The sequence below is a fragment of the Methylobacterium sp. NPDC097929 genome (assembly GCF_049543375.1).
Classification (GTDB): Bacteria; Pseudomonadota; Alphaproteobacteria; order Rhizobiales; family Beijerinckiaceae; genus Methylobacterium.
Window position 1 is genome coordinate 222,502 of record NZ_JBMVEP010000007.1, and the last position, 22,783, is coordinate 245,284.

The 22,783-nt window shown below is 68.5% G+C and carries 22 protein-coding genes and 2 riboswitches; of the genes, 12 read left to right on the forward strand and 10 right to left on the reverse strand.

Annotated elements, in window-relative coordinates; translation table 11 throughout:
• The 7 genes from ACPCJR_RS17820 to ACPCJR_RS17850 form a co-directional block, all read right to left on the reverse strand.
• On the reverse strand, positions 1–573 hold the full coding sequence (locus ACPCJR_RS17820; RefSeq protein WP_391512741.1) for a rhodanese-like domain-containing protein: 573 nt from the start codon (positions 571–573) through the stop codon (positions 1–3).
• Complete coding sequence (locus tag ACPCJR_RS17825; protein WP_391512739.1) at positions 570–1,127, reverse strand: cytochrome b; 558 nt, start codon at positions 1,125–1,127, stop codon at positions 570–572. The genes ACPCJR_RS17820 and ACPCJR_RS17825 overlap by 4 nt, the downstream gene beginning before the upstream one ends.
• On the reverse strand, positions 1,124–1,438 hold the full coding sequence (locus ACPCJR_RS17830; protein ID WP_391512737.1) for a hypothetical protein: 315 nt from the start codon (positions 1,436–1,438) through the stop codon (positions 1,124–1,126). Before ACPCJR_RS17830 ends, ACPCJR_RS17825 begins: the two co-directional genes overlap by 4 nt.
• Positions 1,439–1,440: 2 nt before the next feature.
• The gene (pedF, locus tag ACPCJR_RS17835; protein ID WP_391512735.1) at positions 1,441–1,890 is read right to left on the reverse strand and encodes a cytochrome c-550 PedF; all 450 of its coding nucleotides are present in this window, start codon (positions 1,888–1,890) and stop codon (positions 1,441–1,443) included.
• A 46-nt stretch (positions 1,891–1,936) separates the two neighbouring features.
• The gene (locus ACPCJR_RS17840; RefSeq protein WP_391512733.1) at positions 1,937–2,344 is read right to left on the reverse strand and encodes a hypothetical protein; all 408 of its coding nucleotides are present in this window, start codon (positions 2,342–2,344) and stop codon (positions 1,937–1,939) included.
• 11 nt (positions 2,345–2,355) lie between these two features.
• On the reverse strand, positions 2,356–3,045 hold the full coding sequence (locus tag ACPCJR_RS17845) for a pentapeptide repeat-containing protein (RefSeq protein ID WP_391512731.1): 690 nt from the start codon (positions 3,043–3,045) through the stop codon (positions 2,356–2,358).
• A 106-nt stretch (positions 3,046–3,151) separates the two neighbouring features.
• Positions 3,152–5,092, reverse strand: a complete 1,941-nt coding sequence (locus ACPCJR_RS17850) for a PQQ-dependent methanol/ethanol family dehydrogenase (protein WP_391512729.1) — start codon at positions 5,090–5,092, stop codon at positions 3,152–3,154.
• 390 nt (positions 5,093–5,482) lie between these two features.
• Here ACPCJR_RS17850 and ACPCJR_RS17855 point away from each other — a divergent pair, with 390 nt between their 5' ends.
• Entirely contained in the window at positions 5,483–6,124 is a 642-nt protein-coding gene (locus ACPCJR_RS17855; RefSeq protein WP_391512727.1) for a response regulator transcription factor, read from the forward strand.
• A gap of 74 nt (positions 6,125–6,198) precedes the next feature.
• Here ACPCJR_RS17855 and ACPCJR_RS17860 read toward each other — a convergent pair whose 3' ends face one another.
• The gene (locus tag ACPCJR_RS17860; protein WP_391512725.1) at positions 6,199–7,314 is read right to left on the reverse strand and encodes a catalase family protein; all 1,116 of its coding nucleotides are present in this window, start codon (positions 7,312–7,314) and stop codon (positions 6,199–6,201) included.
• 232 nt (positions 7,315–7,546) lie between these two features.
• Between ACPCJR_RS17860 and ACPCJR_RS17865 the strand changes: the two genes are divergently transcribed.
• From ACPCJR_RS17865 to ACPCJR_RS17915, 11 genes are all read left to right on the forward strand, one after another.
• Complete coding sequence (locus ACPCJR_RS17865) at positions 7,547–8,629, forward strand: catalase family protein (protein WP_391512724.1); 1,083 nt, start codon at positions 7,547–7,549, stop codon at positions 8,627–8,629.
• A gap of 38 nt (positions 8,630–8,667) precedes the next feature.
• Positions 8,668–9,237: a type 1 glutamine amidotransferase domain-containing protein gene (locus tag ACPCJR_RS17870; RefSeq protein ID WP_253394474.1), complete on the forward strand. Its 570-nt coding sequence runs from the start codon at positions 8,668–8,670 to the stop codon at positions 9,235–9,237.
• A gap of 58 nt (positions 9,238–9,295) precedes the next feature.
• Positions 9,296–10,060 carry an SDR family NAD(P)-dependent oxidoreductase gene (locus ACPCJR_RS17875; RefSeq protein WP_391512721.1) on the forward strand — a complete coding sequence of 255 codons (765 nt, stop codon included), beginning with the start codon at positions 9,296–9,298 and terminating at the stop codon, positions 10,058–10,060.
• Between the two features lie 443 nt (positions 10,061–10,503).
• A riboswitch (cobalamin riboswitch) is annotated at positions 10,504–10,699 on the forward strand.
• 114 nt (positions 10,700–10,813) lie between these two features.
• Positions 10,814–12,940: a TonB-dependent siderophore receptor gene (locus tag ACPCJR_RS17880; protein WP_391512719.1), complete on the forward strand. Its 2,127-nt coding sequence runs from the start codon at positions 10,814–10,816 to the stop codon at positions 12,938–12,940.
• On the forward strand, positions 12,940–14,121 hold the full coding sequence (locus tag ACPCJR_RS17885) for a DUF1624 domain-containing protein (RefSeq protein WP_391512717.1): 1,182 nt from the start codon (positions 12,940–12,942) through the stop codon (positions 14,119–14,121). Before ACPCJR_RS17880 ends, ACPCJR_RS17885 begins: the two co-directional genes overlap by 1 nt.
• A gap of 101 nt (positions 14,122–14,222) precedes the next feature.
• A riboswitch (cobalamin riboswitch) is annotated at positions 14,223–14,419 on the forward strand.
• A 121-nt stretch (positions 14,420–14,540) separates the two neighbouring features.
• Complete coding sequence (locus ACPCJR_RS17890) at positions 14,541–16,523, forward strand: TonB-dependent receptor plug domain-containing protein (protein WP_391512716.1); 1,983 nt, start codon at positions 14,541–14,543, stop codon at positions 16,521–16,523.
• Positions 16,524–16,530: 7 nt separating this feature from the next.
• Entirely contained in the window at positions 16,531–17,376 is an 846-nt protein-coding gene (locus ACPCJR_RS17895) for an ABC transporter substrate-binding protein (protein ID WP_391512714.1), read from the forward strand.
• On the forward strand, positions 17,373–18,419 hold the full coding sequence (locus ACPCJR_RS17900) for a FecCD family ABC transporter permease (protein WP_063987834.1): 1,047 nt from the start codon (positions 17,373–17,375) through the stop codon (positions 18,417–18,419). The genes ACPCJR_RS17895 and ACPCJR_RS17900 overlap by 4 nt, the downstream gene beginning before the upstream one ends.
• Entirely contained in the window at positions 18,416–19,228 is an 813-nt protein-coding gene (locus ACPCJR_RS17905) for an ABC transporter ATP-binding protein (protein WP_391512712.1), read from the forward strand. The genes ACPCJR_RS17900 and ACPCJR_RS17905 overlap by 4 nt, the downstream gene beginning before the upstream one ends.
• The gene (locus ACPCJR_RS17910) at positions 19,209–20,171 is read left to right on the forward strand and encodes a DUF6925 family protein (protein WP_391512711.1); all 963 of its coding nucleotides are present in this window, start codon (positions 19,209–19,211) and stop codon (positions 20,169–20,171) included. Before ACPCJR_RS17905 ends, ACPCJR_RS17910 begins: the two co-directional genes overlap by 20 nt.
• Positions 20,164–20,751 carry an AAA family ATPase gene (locus ACPCJR_RS17915; RefSeq protein WP_391512709.1) on the forward strand — a complete coding sequence of 196 codons (588 nt, stop codon included), beginning with the start codon at positions 20,164–20,166 and terminating at the stop codon, positions 20,749–20,751. Before ACPCJR_RS17910 ends, ACPCJR_RS17915 begins: the two co-directional genes overlap by 8 nt.
• Positions 20,752–20,975: 224 nt before the next feature.
• Here the strand turns inward: ACPCJR_RS17915 and ACPCJR_RS17920 are convergent, their stop codons facing one another.
• On the reverse strand, positions 20,976–22,124 hold the full coding sequence (locus ACPCJR_RS17920) for a hypothetical protein (protein WP_391512708.1): 1,149 nt from the start codon (positions 22,122–22,124) through the stop codon (positions 20,976–20,978).
• Positions 22,121–22,633, reverse strand: coding sequence for a DUF4365 domain-containing protein (locus tag ACPCJR_RS17925; RefSeq protein ID WP_391512706.1), 513 nt, complete (start codon positions 22,631–22,633; stop codon positions 22,121–22,123). Before ACPCJR_RS17925 ends, ACPCJR_RS17920 begins: the two co-directional genes overlap by 4 nt.
• Positions 22,634–22,783: the final 150 nt, after the last annotated feature.

A 22,783-nucleotide genomic window follows, 5' to 3' on the forward strand; every position in this document is an offset into this window, starting at 1 on the left:
TCAGCGGTCTTCGAGGGACGGGACTGGCGGTGGGACGGCTTCGACCAGGGGACGCTCGGACTCCGCCCAGCCGTCGGTGCCGTCAGCGAACCAGTATAGGCGCCCGTAGCCGAGGGCGGCGGCGCGCTTGACCGCGTTCCACGACATCCAGCAATCGGCGAGGCAGAAGAACACGATCGCGCGCCCCCGATCGCCGCCGGTCAGACGGGCGAGATGGCGGGCGAAGTAGGCGGCGAGCCGCGGCTCTAGGCTGCCGCGGCCGGTCTCGGGCAGCCACGTCGCGCCGGGGATCGTCTCGCGCCGGTCGACGATGCGCCACGCGCCGGTGGCGGGGGCATAGCCGCCGCGCTGGGGCATGGTGTCGATCAGCACCGCGCCCTCGTCGCGCAGGCGGTCGAGGGCGGGCAGATCGATCCGCGTCCCGCCCTCGACCGGGCGGGTCACCGGGGCGCGGTAGTTCTGCACCCGGTAGCCGGTGGTCTCGTCGCTATCGAAATCGGACGCGGCATCGACCTGGGCGGCGCCCATGAGGACGGCGAGACCGAACGCGGCGGCGAGAGCGGCACGCCTCATCGCCCGGTCCTCCGGGCGAGGCCGAGGATGCGCACGAGCGTGGCGTCGCGGTCGATCCAGTGATGCTTGAGGGCCGCCGCGACGTGGAGCGCGAGCGCCGCGCTCAAGAGGAGCGCCAGCCCGTCGTGGAGGTTGGAGGCCACCGCGTAGAGCGTCTCGTGCTTGGCCTCGAAAAGCTTCGGGATTACCGGCAGCCCGAACACCGAGACCGGCCGGGCATAGGCGAGCGAGCGCAGGATGCCGGAGAGCGGCATCAGCAGCGTCGCCACGATGAGGAAGACGTGGAGCGCGATTGCGCCACGCCGCTCCCAGGGCGCGTGCGGCCCGGCGGGGGCGGGAAACCCTTCGCGCATCCGCCACGCCACGCGGGCGAGCGCGGCGGCAAAGACGAGTACGCCGACGGATTTGTGGATCTGGACGAGCGCGGTCTTGTCCGGCCCGCCCGGCACGGTGCGCAGCCAGAAGCCAAAGACGATCAATCCGAGCACGCCCGTGCCGACGCCCCAGTGCAGGCCGAGCGAGAGGCGACCGGGCCAGGGCGCGGGGGGCGTCATCGCGCCAGCAGTCTCAGATGGGGGAACTCGCGCTTGGCGGTGAGCAGGGTGCAGTCGCGCTCGTCCACGGTGTCGGGGCAGACGATCTCGACCCCGTCGGGATAGTGGCTGACGTTCTCGCAGGTCGCGCGGAAGCGCTCGCGCAGGCGCGGATCGTCGGCGATCCGGGTGATGTCGAGTCCGGTGACGGTGCAGTCCGTCTTCAGCATCAGCATCCGCCGGATCTGGTATTCCTTGACCTCGGCATGCGCGGGGACGGGCAGCAAGAGCGCCGCCGCGAGCACCGAGGCCGAGGGCGCCAGCACGCGCATCCTCAATTGATCTTGGCCGCGATAGCCGGATCCTTGTCGGCCTCACTCTCGATGTAGGTGCGGATCGCCCAGATCGCTTCCTGGCTCAGGATGTCGGCGAAGGGGGGCATGCGGTAGCGGCCGTCGCGCTGGGCGCCGCCCCGCACGCGGGTGAGGAAGTAGATGTCGGAGGCCTCCGTCTTGTCGAGTTCGCGCAGGTCCGGGGCCATGCCGCCGGACTTGGCGTCGATGCCGTGGCAGCGGGCGCAGTTCTTGTTGTAGCCGGACGCGCCGATCTCGACTGCCTTGGCGTTGCCGACATAGGGGTTCTTGTCGCGGTCGTTGTCGCCGAGCGGTTCCAGGCCGGTGGTGTCGATGGCCGAGGGGGCGCCGTCGCCGTGGGCGTGGACGAGGGCGGTCGCAGCGAGCGCCAGTGGCAGGGCGAGGGCAGCGGCCCGGAGCGTGCGGATCATCGGCGGATGCCTTTCGTCTCGATGGAGAAATTTTCGGCCGGGCGGCTCACGGGGCCGGGTCCAGCCAGATGCGCCACGTCTCCGACCCGCTGACCTGCAGCGAGTAGGTTCCGGACGTGTTGATGCGGTGGGTAGCGCTGCCGCCGCCGCCGATGTGGAGGTTCTGGACGATGCCGCCGGCCGCGTCCTTGAGGTAGAGGACGAAGATCGGGCCATCGCTCTCGTAGCGCAGCACCGTCGGCGCGGTGATCTCGAAGAGGTCCGTCTGCGCGGTCAGGCGGCCGTGGAAGCGGGGCGGCGCGAGATGGGCGGCGAGCCGGTCGTAGCAGGCCAGCCGCTCAGTGCCGTCCGCCGTCGCGCGGCACTTAGCGAAGGCGGCGCGCATCCCGGCCTCCGCCTCGCCCGCGGCCAGCGCCGGCAGCGAGAGGGCCGTGCCGAGCATCGCGAGCGCCATCGGCCGCGCCGTCACTTGCCCGCCTGCGGTTCGTCCTCGTGCTTGGGGGCGGTGGCGGCCGGGTAGGCCTCCCAGACCGGCTTGTCGGTCTGCCAGTGGACCGGGCAGCCCTTGCAATCCTGCATCCAGGCGTCCTGGAAGATCGCGAAGCGGATCTTGGCGCCGTCCATCACCGCGCCGGTGAGATTGACCTCGTAGAACTTGGCTTCCTGTAGGTCGGTGTCGATGAAGCGCGCGCCGACGAACTGGGCGCGCTTAGCTTGGACCATTTCGAGGTCGGCCACCGTGAAGTCGCCACCGCTGAAATCGCCGCCGACGATGCGGGCGTGGTCGAGATTGGCCCCGACGAAGCGGGCGTCCTTAGCCTTCACGCCCTGCATGAAGGCGATCTGGAGCTGGGCGCCGCTGAGGTTGGCTTTTTCCAAGATGGCCCCGCGCAGGTTCGCCCCGCGGAGATCCGCGCGGGCGAGGTTGGCGCCGGTGAGGTCGGCCCCGCCGAGGTCGGCGTTCTTCAGGTCGGCGTGGCGCAGATCGGCGCCGGGACATTTGGCGCCCGGCGCGATAGTGCAGCCGCCGACCACCCAGGGGTCGGGCCGCTCGTCCTTGTTGTGAACCACCGTCTGCGCCGCCGCCGGCAGGGCGTGCGCGAGCAGGCCGGCGATCAGGAGGGCGCGCCGCGCGCCGCGGGTCCGGGCCGACATCGGGTCAGCTCCCTTTTTCCGATTCTTGGATGTAGCGCATCGAGCCGGCGCAGTGGCGCCGGCCCGGTCGTGGTGGCAGGAAGGTCAAGCCTTCCCGCACATTGGGTCACTGCGCCGAGGCGGTGTCGGTCGGCAGCTCGAACACCCAGAACGAGCCGCCCTGCGAGACGAGCTTGGTCTGGTCGGCCATGTCGCCGCCCCACAGCGGCACCGCGCCGCCGTAGCCCGAGGAGATGCCGATGTACTGCTTGCCGTCCATCTCCCAAGTGCTCGGCACCGAGACCACGCCCGAGCCGGTCTGGAACGCCCAGAGCTGCTTGCCGGTCTTGGCGTCGAAGGCCTTCACGTAGCCGTCCGAGGTGCCGGTGAAGACGAGCCCGCCCTTGGTCGTCATGGTGCCGGCCCAGAGCGGCATGGCCTCCAGATGCTCCCAAACGATCTTGCCGGTCTTCGGGTCGAGGGCCCGCAGCGCGCCGACATGGGTGTCGAACTTGCGCTGGATGCGGAAGCCCTGGCCGAGATAGGCCGAGCCGGCCTTGTAGGTGACGTTCTCGGTCCAGTAATCCTCGGTCCAGTCGTTCGACGGGATGTAGAAGAGCCCCGTCTGCTGCGAGTAAGACATCGGGTTCCAGTTCTTGCCGCCGAGGAAGTTCGGCGTCACCTTGATCGACTTGCCCTTGGCCTGGCCCTCCTCCGGGGCCGGCGGACGCTGGCCCTCGACCTCGATCGGGCGGCCGGTCTTCAGGTCCCAGCCCGTCGCCCAGGTGATGTCGCGCACGAAGGGGTAGGCGGCGACGAGCGCCGTCTGTTTGCTGATCTGGCCGTCGCGGGCGGCGAGCTTGTCGGTGTCGGTGAGGAAGAAGAACCCGTTGCGGTCGGCATGCGCGCCGAGGCGCATGGTCTTGCCGTCCTTCTCCATGTCGAACAGGATGATCTCGTTGTTGCCCGAGTAATCCCACGCGTCGTTCGGGGTGTGCTGGAAGAAGCCCACCGGCTCGCCGTTCGACGGGTCGATGTAGATCTGGCCCGAGGTGTAGAGGCTGTCGTAGGGCTTCCAGTCGCCGCCGGGGCCGGAGCGGTAATGGTGGTTCCACGGGGCCGGGTTGCCGGTGCCGATGACGAAGGTGTTGGTCTTCTCGTCGTAGACGCCGGTCTGCCAGGGGGCGCCGCCGCCGTGGTTCCACGCCTCGACCTTCTTGCCGTCCTTGTCGTTGGGCCAGGACGGCGCCTTGGCGTCGCCCGTCGTGGTCGAGTCCTTGCCCGCGAGGCGGCCCATATGGCCCTCGACGAGGGGCCGCATCCAGATCTCCTCGCCGGTCTCGGGATCACGGCCGTAGAGCTTGCCCTGTGCGCCGAACTCGTCACCCGAGTTGCCGTGGATCAGGACGACCCTGCCGGTCTTTTTGTCCTTAATGATGTTCGGCGCGCCCGTATAGGCGTAGCCGGCGGCGTGGTCGTCGAACTTCTTGCTCCAGACGACCTTACCGGTTTTGGCGTCGAGCGCGTACATGGAGGCGTCGAGCGCGCCGAAATAGATCTTGCCGTTGTAGATCGCGGCACCGCGGCTCACCACGTCGCAGCACGGGCGGATATCGTCGGGCAAGCGGGCCGAGAACGACCACAGCTTCTTGCCGGTCTTGGCGTCGAGCGCGAAGATGCGCGAGTAAGAGGCGGTGATGTAGATCACGCCGTCATGCACCAGCGCTTGGCCCTCCTGGCCGCGCTGCTTCTCGTCACCGAAGGAGAACGACCAGCGCGGCTTCAAAAGGCTGACGTTCTTGGTGTTGATCTTGTCGAGGCCCGAATAGCGCTGGGCCTTGATGCCCATGCCGTACATGAGCACGTCCTTGTCGGTGTTCTGGTCGTTGAGGATGTCCTCCCAGGTCACCGCGGCGCCGGACGAGGCCTTTTCGGCCTTGGGGGCATCCTTGGTCTCGGTTTTCTGGGCCGAGGCGGGCGCCGCCATGAGCAGGCCGGACAGGATCAGCGACGAAGCGGCGGCGAGCATCAGCGTGCGGGGGCCGTGCCCCGCTGTCTTCCTGGCCATGCGTCTCTCCCTGGCGGTCGCGTGGGCCGCGCCGCGTCTTTCGATTCTGATGGGGAGCCGGTCCGCGGGAGCCTCACGACAAGCATTCGACGATCCGCCGCGACGAGCGGGCGACTCGAAACTTCGTGAGAGCTTGGCGTCCCGAGGCGGGGCTCGAATGCAGGTATGGCGGGAAAGATTGCCCGCCGCACGCTAACTTTTGTCCATGCCTCATAGGGAAGTCTTAGAATTGCAAGTTCATCCCGGCCCGATTTGCCATATCAGAATTGCGATCCGGCTCGATGACCATAATGAATTTGTTAGAAACTGCGCCCTTGACGCTCGTTCGGCAGCGCGAGCATCACTTTTACAGTCCAGGCGCCGCGGGTTGCGCCCGAACGAGTGGACGCGATGCACATCATCCTGGTGGACGACCATCCGCTGTTCCGCGAGGCTCTGCGCAGCACGATCCGCCTTGGGCTGCCGCATGCCCGGATCGAGGAGGCGGACTCGATCGAGGCGGCCAAGACCGTGCTGGCTGAGCGGCCCGGCATCGACGTGATCGTGCTCGACCTGTCGATGAAGGGCGTCACCGGTTTCGACGGGATGATGTCCCTGCGCATCCGCTTCCCGCGCATCCCGATCCTAGTCTGCTCGGGCCTGGAGGAGAGCCGGATCGTGCGCGAGGCCCTGCGGCTCGGCGCGGCGGGCTTCGTGCCGAAATCGGCGACGCGGGCGACCTACATGGAGGCGCTGGAGAGCGTGATGCGGGGCTCGATCTTCGTACCCGAACTGGCCCAGGCCCCCGATGCCAACGCGAGCGAGACGGCGGACGCCTCCACACGCATCGCCGCGCTGACGCCCGCGCAGATGAACGTGCTGTCGATGATCAAGCGGGGCAAGCTCAACAAGCAGATCGCGTTCGAACTCGGCATCGGCGACTCGATGGTGAAGGCCCACGTCTCCGAGATCATGCGCAAGCTCGGCGTCCGCAACCGGACCCAGGTGGCCCTCTGCGCCTCGGCGCTGGATTTCGACCGCGTCGGGATGTGAGCCTATGGTCGAAACCGGGCCTCCATACTCGGTGACACGAGTGTCTGCTTTGGGTCAGGAGTATGCGGTCATGCTCAACACCCCGTAGTTGGCTCGTGGATCGGGCAGCCGTTGAACTTCTGCCGGAACTCCGCTGAATGCCTGTAGGGGGCATTGCGCGCCCGGTTGATGTTGCCGAGCGGACGGTGGGCGGCGAGGCCGGTCCAAACCGCGAACCGCATGCGCTCGTTCACTGCGTCGACGCGCTCGGCGTCCCAACTGTCCTGCGGTCCCACGGTGATGGTGGCGACCCGCTGGAACGGTGCCTCCTCCTCGTCCCACTGCACCGTCGGGTCCTCGACCGGCTGACGCTCCAGGTCGCGGCATAGCTGAACCCGGAACTCCCAGATCCCCTCGATGCCGGCCATCTCCGACTGCACGGTCTCGCGGATCGCGTCGGGGCGGCCGGAGGTGTCGATCTCGGTGCCGGTCAGCGCCTTGAGCGCGGGGGACACGGGCCCCACCGAGAACTTGGCGATGTGGTCGCCGTAGCGGAACGGGGTGACGCTGTAGTAGGTTTCGCCGAGCGGATCGACGTTCGGCGCGCCGCCGAGCGAGCCCAGCGTCGGGCTCTCGATGCCGACCGCCGTGAGCGCCTTGTTGACCCCGCGCAGCACGGTGGAGGCAGCGACCTTCACGCCCTCGATGCGGTCGGTGGTCTTGGCCAGCAGCTTGAGGCTGCCCAGGAACTTCTCGGCGTTCGGCGCCTGGAAAACCGGGCCGTTGACCATGACGAAATCCTGCGTCGTTCCCTCCGCGCCGGCCAAGCGCTCGCCGGACACGTCCAGGACCTTCATTGCGAGGCCGCGCGGCAGGGAGACGGCATCGGGCAGGATGTCGCCGGCATTGGTCGACATCCGTAGGTAGATCTTGCGCTCGCCCGCCGTCGCGAACAGCCCTTGCGCAAGTTCGGGAGGCAGCCCCGCGTCGATGCGCAGTACGCCTTCCAGGATGCCGTGTGACTTGGCGTGAACCGAGCGCACCGCATGGCCGGAATCGTTCGCGACGGTCTCCAGAATTGTGTCGAAGGTCGCGTTGAGCTGCTCGATGGTCCGATCCTCGTCGGGCTTCACATCCTCGACGTCGGCGCTGTAGCGGACAGGTGCTTGCAAGGTTCGTCGTCCTTCGTCGTTCATCTCGGGACAGAACATGCCCGACGGATCGGCGTTCCGGATTGCGCGCCGCTCAATTGCCCGTGAACGACCCGTTGGGAACGTCCGAGCCGGCTGGCGTTTGTCAGGGCGACGGTCCGCCTGGACCCGCATTCCCGACCGTGTGGCCTCATGCCTCGAACGGTGCCGCTTCTGAGAGGCGCGCATTCGATGAAGCTCGGCAACCTCTCTGCCCCTGGCCCGGGGGCGAGGCGGAAAGTGAAGGACGAGCATGACATACCTGCGTTACGCGCCCGACATCGAGCGGCCCGCGCCGGACGAGCAGGAAACCATCGACGGCATCATCCAGGGTATGACCCAGCAGTCGCAGACGGTGGAGAACCGCGAGCACCATGCGGTGCGCGCCAGCCACGCCAAGAGCTCGGCCTGCGTCACGGGCGAGTTGACGGTCGCCGCCGGACTGCCGCTGGAACTGGCCCAGGGCCTATTCGCGACGCCGGGTACGCACAAGGTGGCCGTACGTTTCGCCCAGGGTCCCGGCGAGACCCTCGGCGACCGGGTGTCCACCCACCGGGGCATGTCGATCAAGGTGTTCGGCGTGCCCGGCGAGAAGCTTCCCGGGCACGATGTGCAGACCCAGGACTTCGTGCTCGCCACCGGCACGACCTTCCCATCGGGCACGGCGGCGGGCTTCCTGCGGGACGGCACGGTGATCGGCAAGGCGACCGGAATGCCGGAGGGCCTAAAGAGCGCCGTCTCAACCGGCGCCCGCACGCTCAACAAGGTGCTCCACGCCTTCGGCACGGAGAGTGCCATGGCCGACTTCTTCGGCCACCCCTACAGCCACCCGCTGGCGGACAGCTACTTCAGCCAGGCGCCGATACGGTTCGGCGACTACGTGGCCAAGCTCGGCGCGGTGCCCGCGACGCAGGCGCAGCGGGACCTCGCCGAATGGCGCCTCGACCCGCACGGGGACGAGAACGGCTTCCGGCACGCTGCGGTCGCGTTCTTCCGGGACGACGATGTGGTGTTCGAGCTCAAGGCGCAGCTCTGGGCCGATGCCGAGCGCCAGCCCATCGAGGATTCCTCGGTTGACTGGTCGGTCTCGATCAGCCCGTACCGCACGGTGGCGACGATCCACCTGCCCCGGCAGGACGCCTACTCCCCCGAGCGGGTACGATATTTCGACGAGGTGATGACCTTCCGCCCGGCGCACAGCCTCGCGGCGCACCGGCCGCTGGGCTCGATCATGCGGGCACGCCTGCAGGTCTACCGGGCGCTAAGCGACTTCCGTCACCGGGAAAACAGCGTGACCGCCGAGAACACTGCCTCGCCCGAGAGCATCCCGGCCTGAGGCGCCCCCTTACCCACTGTCATGCAGAGGAACGATCCATGACCCTTCAGGGAAAAACCATCGCCATCCTGATCGCCCCCCGGGGGACGGAGGAGCCGGAATTCACGAAGCCTCGCGAGGCGCTGCTTGCAGCCGGCGCGACCGTCACGGTGGTCGGGCTTGAGGCAGGAGAGGCCGAGACCGTCAACAACGACCTCGACCCCGCCGGGAAGTACCCGGTCGACAAGGCCATCGACGGCGTGTCCGCCTCCGACTTCGACGGGCTCGTCATCCCCGGCGGCAGCGTCGGTGCCGACAAGCTCCGCGGCAGCGAGGCCGTGGTCAGGTTCGTGCGGGACTTCTTCGAGCAGGCCAAGCCGGTCGGCGTCATCTGCCACGGGCCCTGGACGCTGGTAGAGGCCGACGTCGTGAAGGGACGCAAGCTGACGTCGTTCCCGACGGTGAAGACCGACATCCGCAACGCCGGCGGGGAATGGGTCGATGCGGAGGTGGTGGTCGACAAGGGCCTCGTCACCAGCCGTAACCCAAAGGACCTGCCGGCCTTCTGCGCCAAGATCGTCGAGGAGTTCGCCGAAGGGCGTCATCCGGACCAAGCCCGCAGCGCCTGAGACCGCCCTTCGTCAAGCCGTCGGGCGGGTGGCCCGGCGCACAGCCCCAGGGATCGCGATGTCACGTTTCTCGAACAAGGTCGTCCTGGTCACGGGTGCCGCGTCCGGCATCGGCGAGGCCGCCGCGCGCCGCTTCGGCGAGGAGGGGGCGAGGCTCGTCCTCGCCGACATGAACGGAGAGGGACTGGAGCGGGTCGCCGCCGAAATCGGGGCCGACAGGACGCTTACGCAGGTCGCCGACCTCTCGAACGCCGACCGCTGCCGGGACGTCGTCATGGCGGCAATCGAGCGTTTCAGCTGCCTCGACGTCCTGATCAACAATGCCGGTAAGGACCATCTCGGACGGGTGGACGAGGGCGGCATCGGGGACTTCTCGACGATCATCGAGACCGACCTGTACGGCGTCTTCTACATGACGCGCTTCGCCCTGCCGCACCTGCGCGAGAGCCGCGGCTGCATTGTCAACGTCTCCTCCGTGTCCGGGCTCGGCGGCGACTGGAACCACAGCTTCTACTGCGCCGCCAAGGGTGCGGTAACGAACTTCACCCGCGCGGTGGCGATGGACGAGGCGGCCCACGGAGTCCGGGTGAACGCAGTCAACCCGACGCTGGTCTACACACCGTTCACCGCCGGCATGCAGGACCAACCCGAGCTCGTCGCCAAGTTCAACGAGCGCATCCCGATGGGACGGGGCGCCCAGCCGGACGACATCAGCGGAGTCATCGCCTTCCTGGCGAGCGAGGACGCGCGCTTCGTCACCGGGGTGAACCTGCCGGTGGACGGCGGCCTCTCGGCCTCCAACGGCCAGCCGAAGCTCAGCTAGATTGAGAGCCCCGGCGCCGGTCGGCACCGCGTCCTGTCACCGTTGGTGAACTTCGCCTCCGTTCAAACAGCCTTAACCGGGCCAGCGACCTGCACGACTGCCTGCCCGAAGGCCGGCAGGTAGCCCTGGCTGCCCTACTCGCAGTGCCGGGAGGACTTTCACGACGTCCGCTTCCCACGTCGAAGCGGACGACGAAGGCCGCGGATGGGAGGGACAGCTATGGGTCAGGAGTTCGCCCTCGGCTTGTTCGGCTGTGCGCCATCAGCGGACCTTCGGCCGCAACCGCTGGAATGGCCGCTCTTCACTCATAAGCGGCCTCTGCACGGAATGGTCGGGCCGTGAGGCTAGCCGACGGTATTCGAGCGGATCACAGGCATGGATCGGAGGCGGCGAGTTGGCTCTGGGTAGGTCGGCCCGGTGAATTGACAACCTGTGGCCAAGCCGAATAGCCAAGCCGCGACGGTTCCCTTCGGGGATCAAAAGGGAACGCGGTGAGGGGTTCGCTCCGATGCCGCGGCTGCCCCCGCAACTGTAAGCGGCGAGCTCTCCACCACCACGTCACTGGGTCATCTACCCGGGAAGACGGTGAGAGGGCGGTGACCCGCGAGCCAGGAGACCTGCCGTCAGCCGTGGTCACACGCGAAACACGCTGGGCGGGGTGCCTCGGCGTGTGTCGAAGCACCACCCCCGGGGGGATCGCCCAGACCTCGTTCGCGGTGACGTGCCACTGCCGTCGCCCGAGGTCAGCTTCCCGTGTCCCGCCCGAAATCGCCGCTCCGGCTCTGCCTATCCGCCACCTCCGTCGCGCTCGCCCTTGCCAGCGGCGGCCCGGCCTGGGCCCAGGGCACGCGTAGGGAGTCGTCCGAGACCTCCGTGGTGCTCGATCCGATCTCCGTCGAGGGCACCTTCACCGCCACGCCGACCTATCGGGTGGAGGAGCTCTACAGCGGCACCAAGACCGTGACGCCGCGGCGCGACGTGCCGCAGCAGGTCGATGTCGTACCCCGGGAGGTTCTGCTCGACACTACCGCCACCCGCGTGGAGCGCGCCCTCGACTACGTGCCCGCGGTCGGCAAGCAGAACGACTTCGGCGCCCAGAACCTCGCCCTGTACTCCGTGCGCGGCTTCGCCACCCAGGATATCTTCCTCAACGGCTTCAACATCGCCCGTGGCTACAACGGTGCGCCCGACACGCAGAACGTCCAGTCCATCGAGGTCCTAAAAGGCCCGGCCGGCGCACTCTACGGCCGCAGCGACCCGGGAGGCACCGTCAATATCCTCACCAAGCAGCCCGTCGCATTGCCCTTCGTCGAGATGGGCACCCTGTTCGGCAGCTTCGGGACGGCGCGTACCACGGTCGATGCCGGCGGTCCCCTGAGCGAGGACGGCACGATCCTCTACCGCTTCAACGGCGCGCTCGCCCGACAGGACAGCTTTCGCGATTACGTCGACGGCGACCGCGTCCTGGCGGCTCCGGTCGTGAGCTGGCAGATCAGCCCGGACACCAAGCTCACGGTCGAGACGCAGTACCTGCGCAACCGCCAGACCTTCGACCGCGGGACGGTCGCGGTGAACAACCGCCTCGGCCTCGTCCCGCGCTCGCGCTTCTTCGGCGAGCCGGGCGACAACTCCGTGTCGGAGAGTGGGATCGTGCAGGTGCGCCTGGAGCACGCCTTCAGTCCCGACTGGCAGCTTCGGGTCGCCGGGCATTTTAACACCGGCAGCCTGACCGGCCTGCAGACGGGCGCCACCGGGCTGCTCGACGACGGGCGAACCCTGCTGCGCGAGTTCCGCCGCCACGACTTCACATGGGGCGTGGCCATCGGACAGGCCGAGCTCGTCGGGCGCTTCGACACCGGACAGTTCGCCCACACCCTGCTGCTGGGCCTGGAGCACGAGCGCTACAACAGCACCGAGAACCTGCTTCGCTCGACCCCGCGCCTGGACCCGTTCGCGCTCGACCTCTTCAACCCGGTCTACGGCCAGCCCAAGCCGCCCTTCACGCGCCGCTACAGCGCCAGCGAGAACGTCGGCAACACGGCGGTCTACCTGCAGGACCAGATTGCGCTGAGCCCCGAGTGGAAGCTGCTCCTCGGCAACCGCACCGACTTCTACAACCAGACCTTCCGCGACAAGGTCGGCGGCGAGCGCACCGAACAGGACCGCACCGGCTTCTCGCCCCGCGCCGGCCTCGTCTACCAGCCGCTCTCCTTCCTCTCGCTCTATGGCAATGTCGCTGCCTCGTTCCGGCCGAACACCGGCTTCGACAGCGCGACGCGGCCCTTCGCCCCGGAGACGGGCTTCGCCTACGAGGTGGGGGCCAAGCTCGACCTCTTCACGGGCCTCAGCGTCACCGGTGCGGCCTTCCACATCGAGAAGGAGAACGTGCTGACCACCGACCCGCGGGACTTCTTCTTCCAGATCGCGGCCGGCGCCGTGCGCAGCCAGGGGTTCGACCTGAGCGTCGTCGGTCAGGTGACGCCCGAGTTCCGCGTCATAGGCGGCTATGCCTTCATCGATGCCCAGGTCACGCGCGACGAGGTTCTGCGGGTCGGCTCGCCGCTCCTGAACATCCCACGCCATTCGGGCAGCCTGCTCGGCGTCTACGAGGTCCAGGCGGGCGACTGGAAGGGCTTCGGGTTCGGCGGCGGGTTTCGGGCCGTCGGCTCGCGCCTCGGTGACAGCGGCAACGAGCGGTTCCGGCTGCCGGGTTACGTCCTGACCGACGCGCTGGCCTACTACCGCTACGAGAACTTGCGCTTCGGGATCAACGTCGACAACATTTTCGACGAGACCTATTACGAGCGCTCCTACAACAGCTTCTGGGTCGGCGTCGGCGAGCCAAGGCGCGTGACGGTCAGCATGACGGCACGCTTCTGATGGGCGTTCACCCTGGAACGCTTGAAGCGTCGACAGAGGCATCGGCCGCGACCGGACGCATCGCCTCCATCGACGCCCTGCGCGGGCTGGTGATGGTGCTGATGCTCCTCGACCACCTGCGAGAGACCTGGTTCCTGCACGTACCGGTCGCCGATCCGGTCGACGCGAGGACTGCCCTGCCGGCCTTGTTTCTGGCCCGCCTCGCGGTCAGCCTGTGCGCGCCGGTCTTCATCGTGCTGACCGGCGTGGCCGCGTACCTGTTCGGCACCCGGCACACCCTGGCGGAGACGCGCGCCTATCTGGTGAAACGCGGCCTCGTGCTGATGGCCTTCGAGGTGTTCTACCTTTCCAAACTGTACTGGGGCGTGGCCAGCCCGACGCTCTGGCTCCAGGTGATCTGGTGCATCGGCGTGTGCATGATCGTCCTGGCGGCGCTGATCGGCCTGCCGCGCCGGGTTCTCGTCGCGGTCGGGCTCGTGATCGTGTGCGGTCACAACCTCCTCGACCCGATCCGGCTCCTACCGGACCAGCCGCTGTTTCCCGTCTGGGCCCTGCTGCATCAGCGGGACGTCATCGCGCTTCCCCTCGGGCTGGTCGCCAAGACGACCTATCCGGTGCTGCCGTGGATCGGTGTCATCGTGCTCGGGTATGCGGTCGGACCGTGGTTCCTGCCCGGCGTCGCCACGCGCACGCGGGAGCGCCGTTTCGCGGCGCTGGGCTGCGCGATGCTGGTCGCCTTCGCACTGCTGCGCCTGGCGAACGGCTACGGCGACAAGCCTTGGTTCGTCGTAGACGGCAGCGACCTGCGGACCGCGATGAGCTTCCTCGCGCTGACGAAATACCCGCCCTCGCTCCTGTTCCTGCTGCTGACGCTCGGGACCGGGGCGCTGCTGCTCGTGGCGTTGGAGCGGATCGGCGACCGCCCGCTCGTCGCGGCGCTGGCGGTGTTCGGCGGCGCGCCGATGTTCTTCTACCTGCTCCACCTCACGGTTCTGCGGCTGCTATACCATGGCGCGTTCGCGACCTGGGGCGCGACCCAGGGCACCGTGTTCGGCGTCGCCGATTACGGGTGGGTTCTCGTTTGGTACGTCGGGCTGATCGTGCCCCTCTACCTGCCGACGGCCTGGTTCTCGCGCTTCAAGGCGTGGAGGCGCGACATCGCTTGGCTCAAGTACCTGTAGTTCGGCTTGCGCGACAGGCGCCGATGCCTCGTCATCGGCGCCCCGGCACGAAACCAGAGGGAGGCCGGGCTCCAATTACATTGACTTGGCTCGCAAGCCTGAAATAACTTGAGCTTGACGGTTCCCCTCGGGGATCAAAAGGGAACGCGGTGAGGGCGCAAGCTCGATGCCGCGGCTGCCCCCGCAACTGTAAGCGGCGAGCCTTCCGCCACCATGTCACTGGGCAGCCTCGCCCGGGAAGACGGTGAGAGGGCAGCGACCCGCGAGCCAGGAGACCTGCCGTCAGTCGTGGTCACACGCGAAACGCATCGGGCGGGGTGTCCTGGTGGGTGTCGAAGCGCCGTGATCCCGTGAGGACGCGAGCGCCGAGGCCTCGTTCGCGGTGACGTGCCACTGCCGTCACCCGAGGCTTGTCTCCCGTGCCCCATTCCCCTGGTTCCGCTCTCCGGAGCGTCCTGGCGCTATCCTGCGCCGGATCGGCCCTGCTAACAGCAACCTTCGCCAACGCCCAACAGACCGCGGCCCCCTTTGCCGCCGCCCCGGCCGGCGTCGAGACCACCCTCGACGAGATCTCAGTCGCGGCGACCGGCGTGCCGACGCCGACCGCCCAGGTCGGATCGAGCGTGACCGTCCTAACCGAGCGGACGCTCGAACAGCAGCAACGCCGCACCGTCCCGGACGCGCTCCAGCAGGTGCCGGGCCTCAACGTCGTGCAGACGGGTGGTCCCGGCGGCCAGACCTCCGTCTTCATCCGCGGCGCCAACTCCAACCACACCAAGGTGCTGATCGACGGCATCGACGCCACCGACCCGTCGAACGGCAACGGGTCCTTCGATTTCGGCCAACTCCTAACGGATGACCTCGCCCGCATCGAGGTGCTGCGCGGCCCCCAGAGCGGCCTCTACGGCTCGGACGCCATCGGCGGCGTGGTCTCCTTCACGACCAAGCGCGGCGAAGGGCCGGCGCGGGCGTCGCTTCGCCTGGAGGGCGGCTCGTTCGGGACCTTCAACCAGTCGGGCCGGATCAGCGGCTCCGAGAACGGCTTCGACTACTCGGTCTCGGTCTCCCATTTCCGGGCGGCCGCAACACCGGTCACACCGCCCAACCTCGTGCCGTTCGGACGCCCGATCCATCCGAACTTCTACGACAACGAGACCGTCTCGGCGAAGTTCGGCTACCAGTTCACCGACACGTTCCGCATCAACTCGGTCACGCGCTTCATCAACTCGCGGCTGCTGCTGACGGGCGACGACTTCAGCACCTTCCCGGCGGCACCGGCGGCCTTCCGCAGCGAGGCGGCGGTCCAGCAGGTCTTCACCCGCAACGAGGCCGAGTGGACGCCGTTCGCCGGCTTCCACAACATCCTCGCCATCAACTACTCGAACCTATTCAACCGGCAGCAGGGACCGCTCGACCCGCTGGCGACGCCCGACGCGACCACGGGCCTGGGTGAACGGACACGCTTCGAGTATCGCGGCGACTACCTTCTCTCCCCCGGCAACATCGTGTTGTTCGGCGCCCAGCGGGACGAGGAGAGCCTGTTCACGACCTCGCCAGGCTCCGTTCCCGACTCCCTGCGGGCGAGGAACGGCAACACCGCGGGTTACGGCGAGGTGCAGCTCACACCGTTCGACCGCGCCTTCCTCGTCGCCAATCTGCGCCATGACGAGAACGACCAGTTCGGCCCGGCCACCACCTTCCGGGTCGCGCCGAGCTACATCCTGCCCTTCTCCGACACGCGCCTGAAGGGCAGCGTCGGGACCGGCTTCAAGGCGCCGACGCTGAGCCAACTCTACCAGAGCTTCCCGGCGTTCAACTTCTTCGCCAACCCGAACCTCAAGCCCGAGGAGAGCCTCGGCTACGATGCCGGGTTCGAGCAACCGCTCGGCGACCGGGTCTTGGTTGGAGCCACCTACTACCGCAACGACTTCACCAACCTCATCAACACCAACGCGAGCTTCACCTCCAACGAGAACGTCGGCAAGGCGGTGTCCTACGGCGCGGAGGCGTTCGTCTCGGTCCGGTTCTCGGAGACGCTGTCGGGCCGCGTCGACTACACCAACACCGTCACCAAGAACGAGATCACGGGTCAGGAACTCCTGCGCCGGCCGCGACACAAGGGCAGCGCCACGGCGTTCTGGAACCCGCTGCCGGGCCTGACCTTCAGCGGCACGGTGATCGTGCTCGGCTCCTTCGTCGACGGAAACCGGGACTTCTCCGTCCCGCGTCTGAAGAATCCCGGCTTCACCCTCGTCAACCTCGCGGTCAACTACGACGTCAACGAGACCGTCAGCGTGTTCGGTCGCATCGATAACCTATTCGACCGCCGCTACGAGAACCCCACGGGGTTCCTCGGGCCGGGGCTTGCCGTCTATGGCGGCGTGCGCCTGACCACGTTCTGAGGTGAGGATGCCATCACGGGCCATCATCGCGTTCTGGGGCATCCTGGCCTTCGGGCCCGCAGCCGGCGCTACGGGCACGAACGAGGCGCCCGTGCGCGTGGTCTCGATGAACCTGTGCGCGGACGAGCTCGTCCTGCAGCTCGCCGACCGCGCTCAGGTGCTGGCCGTCACCTATCTCGCAAGTGACCCCCGCGGATCGACGGTCGCGTCCGAGGCCGCCGGAGTTCCGGTGACGCGCGGCCTGACCGAGGAGGTCGTCGCGCTTCGGCCAGACCTCGTCATCGCGGGCGCCTTCACGACGCGCACGACCGTCGGCATGCTCAGGCGCGTCGGCGCGCCCGTGCTCGAACTCGGCGTGCCGGCCGACCTGGACGGCGTGCGTGCCCAGATCCGGCAGGTCGCGGAAGCACTTGGGTACCCCGAGCGGGGGGAAGCCTTGATCGCGGACCTCGACGCCAAGCTCGCAACGGTCATCCCGTCGACCCGGCCGTTGCGGGCCCTCGTCATGCGCCCGAACGCCTTCACGGTCGCACCCGGCGGCCTCGGCGACGCGCTCATCCGCGCCGCCGGCCTCGTCAACGTCGCAGCCGAGATCGGACGCGACCGGTTCGGGCAGGTACCGCTCGAAGCCGCCGCGCTCGCGGACGCCGACCTGATCGTGGTGGACGAGGGGGCGCCGGGCCTGCCTTCGCTCGCCGACACGCTCCTGCACCATCCCGTCTTCCGCGCTCTTGCGGGGAAGGGTCGGACCGTCTCCATCCCGAACCGCTTCTGGACCTGCCCGGGCCCCCAGGTCGCCGAGGTCGTGGCACGGCTGGGGGCCGCCGCGAACGCGCGGGCGCCTCGGCCATGAACGCACCGGTTCGAGCCATCGCCGATCCCGTCTCGCGGCGCCCGGACACGCCGCGCGTCCATCGTGCCGTCGTTGCCGTCCTCGGCGCCGCCGTCCTAGCCCTGACGTTCGCGTCGGTCGCCATCGGCTACGCGCCCTTCGATGTGCCGGCCGCCTTCGCGGACATCGTCGCGGGCCGGACCACGCTGCCCGCGATGGTGCTGTGGGAGTTGCGCATCCCGCGGGCGCTGCTGGGCGGCCTCGTCGGGTTCAGCCTCGGCCTGACCGGAGCTGCGATGCAGGGCTACCTGCGCAACCCGCTGGCCGATCCCGGCATCCTCGGCATCTCCTCGGCTGCGGCCCTGGGCGCCGTGCTGGTCTTCTACGGCGGCCTTGCCGCCTCTCTGAGCCTTGCCCTTCCGCTCGGCGGCATCGCGGGCGCGGGCGTGGCGGCGCTGCTCCTCAACGCGCTCGCCGCCCGCGGCAGCTCGACCCTCGGATTGATCCTGGCCGGCGTCGGCCTGTCGAGCCTTGCGGGTGCGCTGACCGCCCTGGCCCTCAACCTGTCGCCCAACCCCTACGCGGCCCTGGAGATCGTGTTCTGGCTGATGGGGTCGCTCAGTGACCGCAGCGTGGACCACGTCCTCCTCTGCCTGCCGCTGATGGTGGTGGGCTGGGGCCTGATGCTCTCGACCGGCTCCGCCCTCGACGCCCTGACGCTCGGCGAGGACACCGCTGCGAGCCTCGGGGTCAATCTCGTCTCCGTGCGGCTTCGGCTCGTCACCGGCGCGGCGCTCGCGGTGGGAAGCGGGGTGGCGGTGTCGGGTGCCATCGGCTTCGTCGGCCTCGTGGTGCCGCACCTGATGCGCCCGCTCGTCGGGGCCCGTCCCGGCGCCGTCCTGCTGCCGAGCGGGCTCGCCGGCGCGGTCCTCGTGCTCGCCGCCGACATCGGCGTCCGCCTTCTCGCCACCCGCCCCGAGCTGAAGCTCGGTGTGGTCACCGCGCTCGTCGGGGCGCCGTTCCTGATCGTCCTTCTGCTGCGCAACCGCGGAGGACGGGCATGAGCCTTGCCCTCCACGAGGTTCGGATAACGCTGGGCGGCCGGACCATCCTGTCGGACATTGACCTCGTCCTGGAGCGCGGACAGTTCGTCGGGCTCGTCGGGCCGAACGGAGCCGGCAAAACGTCGCTGCTGCGCGTCCTGGCGGCGTTGGTCGCCCCTGCACGAGGCCGCGTCACCCTCGACGGTCGCGCGCTCGCCGACTTGCACCGCGACGAGCGGGCACGCCGCATCGCCGCCCTGTTCCAGGGCGCCGGGGTCGGGTGGCCGATGACGGTGCGCGAGATCGTGGCGCTCGGTCGCCTGCCGCACCGTCGCGCCTTCGCAGGGCTCTCGGACGCCGATCAGGCCGCGGTAGCGCGGGCGATGGCGCGCACCGATGTCGGGCACCTCGCCGACCGGACCGAGCCGACCCTGTCATCGGGCGAGCGCATGCGCGCGCTGCTTGCCCGGGCGCTCGCGGTCGAGGCCGAGTGGCTGCTGGCCGACGAGCCCGTCACCGCGCTCGACCCTGCCCACCAACTCGATGCCATGGCGCTGCTGCACGCCGCCTCGCGTGACGGCACCGGCGTGGTCGCTGTTCTGCACGACCTCGCGCTGGCCACGCGGTTCTGCGACCGGATCGTCGTGCTGTCCGGCGGCCGGCTCGTTGCGGACGGCACGCCGGAGGAGGCGCTGACCGACACCTTGCTCGCCCGCGTGTTCGGCGTGACGGCGGAACGGGGGCAGGCGGCGGACGGGACCCGGTACATCCTGCCCTGGGCGCGGTTCGGGGCGACGAAGGAGACGAGCGATGGCGTCATCATCCTCTGATGCGGTCACGGACCTGCTGCGCGACGCCCTGGCCGACCCTGGCACCGCCTGGAGCCTCGGCAGCTTCGGCGCCATCGCCGAGTTCATGCGCGACCCGGACGAGGCGGTCTCAGTCCTGCCGGACGACCGTCTCGGCATGGCGACCGAGCGCGGCGCCATCGCCTTGACCGCCTGTCCCGGCCTGCGCCCCGTCGCCTACGAGACCTCGGTCGCATCCGGGTGGAACCACGCCGTGGCCCTCTGCCTCCCGGAGGCGAGCTGCGCCATGAGCCGACGCGCCGTGGTGACCGAACTCGGCCCGGACCGCGAGGCCGCCCGCGAAAGGGACCGGGACGCCATCCTGTTCGACCTCGGTCTCGATCTCCTCGCGGTCGATGCCTGCGTGCGCACGAGCGACCCCGAGGCCATCGCCTGCCTCCGGTCGGGCGTCGGGCGCCCCCTGTTCGACTATGCGAACCCCATCGGTCGCCACCTCGTCGCGATGAGCCCGCATCGCGTGTTCCTCGCTCAGGTCGGCCGCATCGAGGTCTATGCACCGATCCCGGGACCCGGCGGCACGAGCCCGGAGGGACCGCACACCCACGTCCTGCCCAAGCTCCTGCGCAGCGGGCGCACGCATGCAGCGACGACGCCGATCCCGGCGGGCTGGGTGCCCTGCGCCGCACTCCACCCGGCTCACCCCTACAAGGACATGCTGGGCCAGCGGATCGACTTCGACGCTACCCGGCATGCGGCCTTCCAGGAGTTGCTCGACCGCTGGGGCGATCCGGACCTGCTCGCAGTCAAGCGGGGCGGCGAACCTCGCCCGGACAGCCCAGTGTCGAACCGCCACGCCCAAGCCGCCCGCCGCGTCGCCGAGCTCCAGGCTCGCTATCTCCGGGGCGAGGTCGTCGAGGCCGATCCCGACGCCGACGAGGACGAGACCGTCGCCGACCATGCCTGAGTTAGGTCGTCAGCGCGTGGTCGGGCTGATCGGCTGTCCCGGGGCGGGCAAGACGACCTACGCGCGTCGTCGGTTCGATCCGCTTGATGGCTGGGTGCACCTGACCCTGGATGATTTCCGGCAGGCGCTCTGGCCGCCGGACCGGCAGATCTATTGGCAAGCTCGCCACGGGGTCTGGGACCGGCAGGCCCACCATCTCCTGCATGCGGTGAAGGTCGCCGCCCTCGACACCGCCCTCGCTCAGGGCTTCAGCGTGGTGATGGCCGACACCCACCTGACCCGCGCCGTGTTCGAGGACGAGCTTGATGTCGTCGAACGATACGGCCTTGCCGTCGAGTGGAAGGTGTTCGACGCACCTTGGGAGGTGCTTCTCGCTCGAAACGCGGCGCGCGGCGCTGCCGACCCGTCGCACGTCCAGCCCGAGGACGTGCTGAGGTTCACCTACGACGCGTTCCGTTCGCCGGACGCCTGGTGGCGGACGCTTCCCCCCGAGCAGGTCGAGTATATCGAGCTTCCGCTGCCCGAGGCCGAAGCCCGGCACGGTTTGGTAAGCGGGACTCGGACGTGTCCCGCAACCTGACCTGTCGTGTTCCCTTGGTTTCACTTGGGTAGCCGGCCGCCCGAGCATGCACTGTTCACCCGGCGCCCATGCCCTTAACAACGCCGACGGCCGGTTGGCGGGACAGGCATGCAGCGCATCGGGGCCGCTTCGCCTTCCCAGCGGACATTCGAATAGGCAGGGCGGAAGGTCCGCAAAGGGTCAAAAGCAGCTCCTCAGACGGTCAAGCAAATAGGGTTTGAGAATCAAAGCAGCCTGAAATCGCGGGCGTTTTCGAGGCGCCATTGCCGTGTCCGGTCGAGCTCGCCGAACACCGAGATGAGACGCCCCTCCGTGTGCGCCTCGACGGCCTGCAAGTATTCTTCGGGGCCAAGGGAAACCCGGACGTTCCTGGTGCCGAACTCCTCGCTCGACCACTCTACAATGACGTCCTGCAAGCCGGAGGTGCTGTAGAGGTCGGCCGGAGTATCCATTGAATGGAGCGTCCGCACCCGTCCGACGATGGTCCTTCGGCGCTCGTAGTCGACGGCACGTAGAACCTTTGCGGCTTCCTGTAGCACCGGCACCCCACGGGCTTGGCTGAGCGTCACCGCAGGGGCGTCCCCGAGATCTGGGGGCACGCCCCATTCCGGCGAGAACAGGATCTGGAAGTGCACCTCGGAAACCTGCGGCTCTGAGACCAGGGCCGTCAGTTCCTCAACGGCGTTGGCGTTGAGACCGGTCTGGTAGCCTTGCGCGATCATGGCTGGGTCCTCGCGCTTGATAGCCGCCTCGACCGTGCGTAGGCCCCTAGCCAAGCGTTGGACCGCCCGCCGCTCCAGGGGCAGCGCACCGAGCTCACCGCCGAGCGCCAGCGTTTCCAACTCGCCATCATCGAGCGTGCGGGAGCCGCATGGTGATTCGACGGTGAAGCCGAAACTCCCACGGAAGGTATGGCCGAAGCGACAGTCGTCGGCGTACCGCTGTGCCACGCTGCTGACCCGCTGGAAGAACGGGCCCACATGCAGCTCGGCATGCGCCACCGCTTCGAGCGTCCCATGCATCCGCTTGATGAACGCCTCGGCGGTGCCGAGGCGGATCGTATCCTGGCGTATGGCCGCTTCCGGTAGGCGCGACCGGACTAGGTCGTAGCTGATCGCCCGGATGGCCGCGGCCACCGTCTCGAACGGGCGCTGCTCCATGTCGGTGAGGGTGACGAGCGCGGAGGCGAGCTTCTCCCGCAGATCGCGGACCTGCTGCGTCCCGGGCAGGAAGATCTCCACCTCGTCCCCGTCGCCTTTCGCGAACAGGACAGCCCCGTCGCGCAGGACGGAGCGCTTCCAGCCAGTCCTAGCGAGGTAGCGCTTCAGGGAGCCAAGCGGCACGCCTTCGATGATGTCGACCGGCGCCGTCATAGCGCCAGCGCCTCGGCGCGGGCCGTAGCCATGACGTCCCGGAGGCTGGTCGGGGTCAAGACCTGCGACCTGGGGATGCGAATGCGAACATGCGACGACCGAGTCGTCGGGGGCCCCGGCGGGCGGTACCAGTAGCAGCAGTTCCTGAGGTGAAGGTGCTCCTCGCTTCCCACGACCCAATCCGCGGCATCGGAGGGCATGCAGAGCAGGATGAGGATGGCCATGGCCTGCGTCCTTTCCCTGTCCGTGAGGATGACATGCGCCCGGGCCGCAAGATCATAGACAACCACGTCGTCCTCGTGGCGCCACCTCGTCGTGGCCTTCATCTGAAACTCGACAGGGAAGGCCGACTGGATCAGACGTCCGCCGAAACTCTTCACCGGATGGAACGTCCCGTCGATGCCGTAGTCGAAGGTCGTCTTGGCCGCCAGGTTGAGCCCAGCCGCGCCGGCGAGGGCATGGACGTAGGCGTTCGAGATGGCCTCCTTCGCATGCTCAGGGGTGATCAAGACCCAGCCCAGTCCGTATTTCGCCTTCGTACCTCAGGTTCTCCCAGTAGCGGCTCTAGGGCCTGTCGTCGCGTGAACGGACTGCGAGATCTGGCGTTTTCTCGTTTTCCGGTGAGGAGGCGTGATGCTGTCAGACGCGCAGTGGGGTGA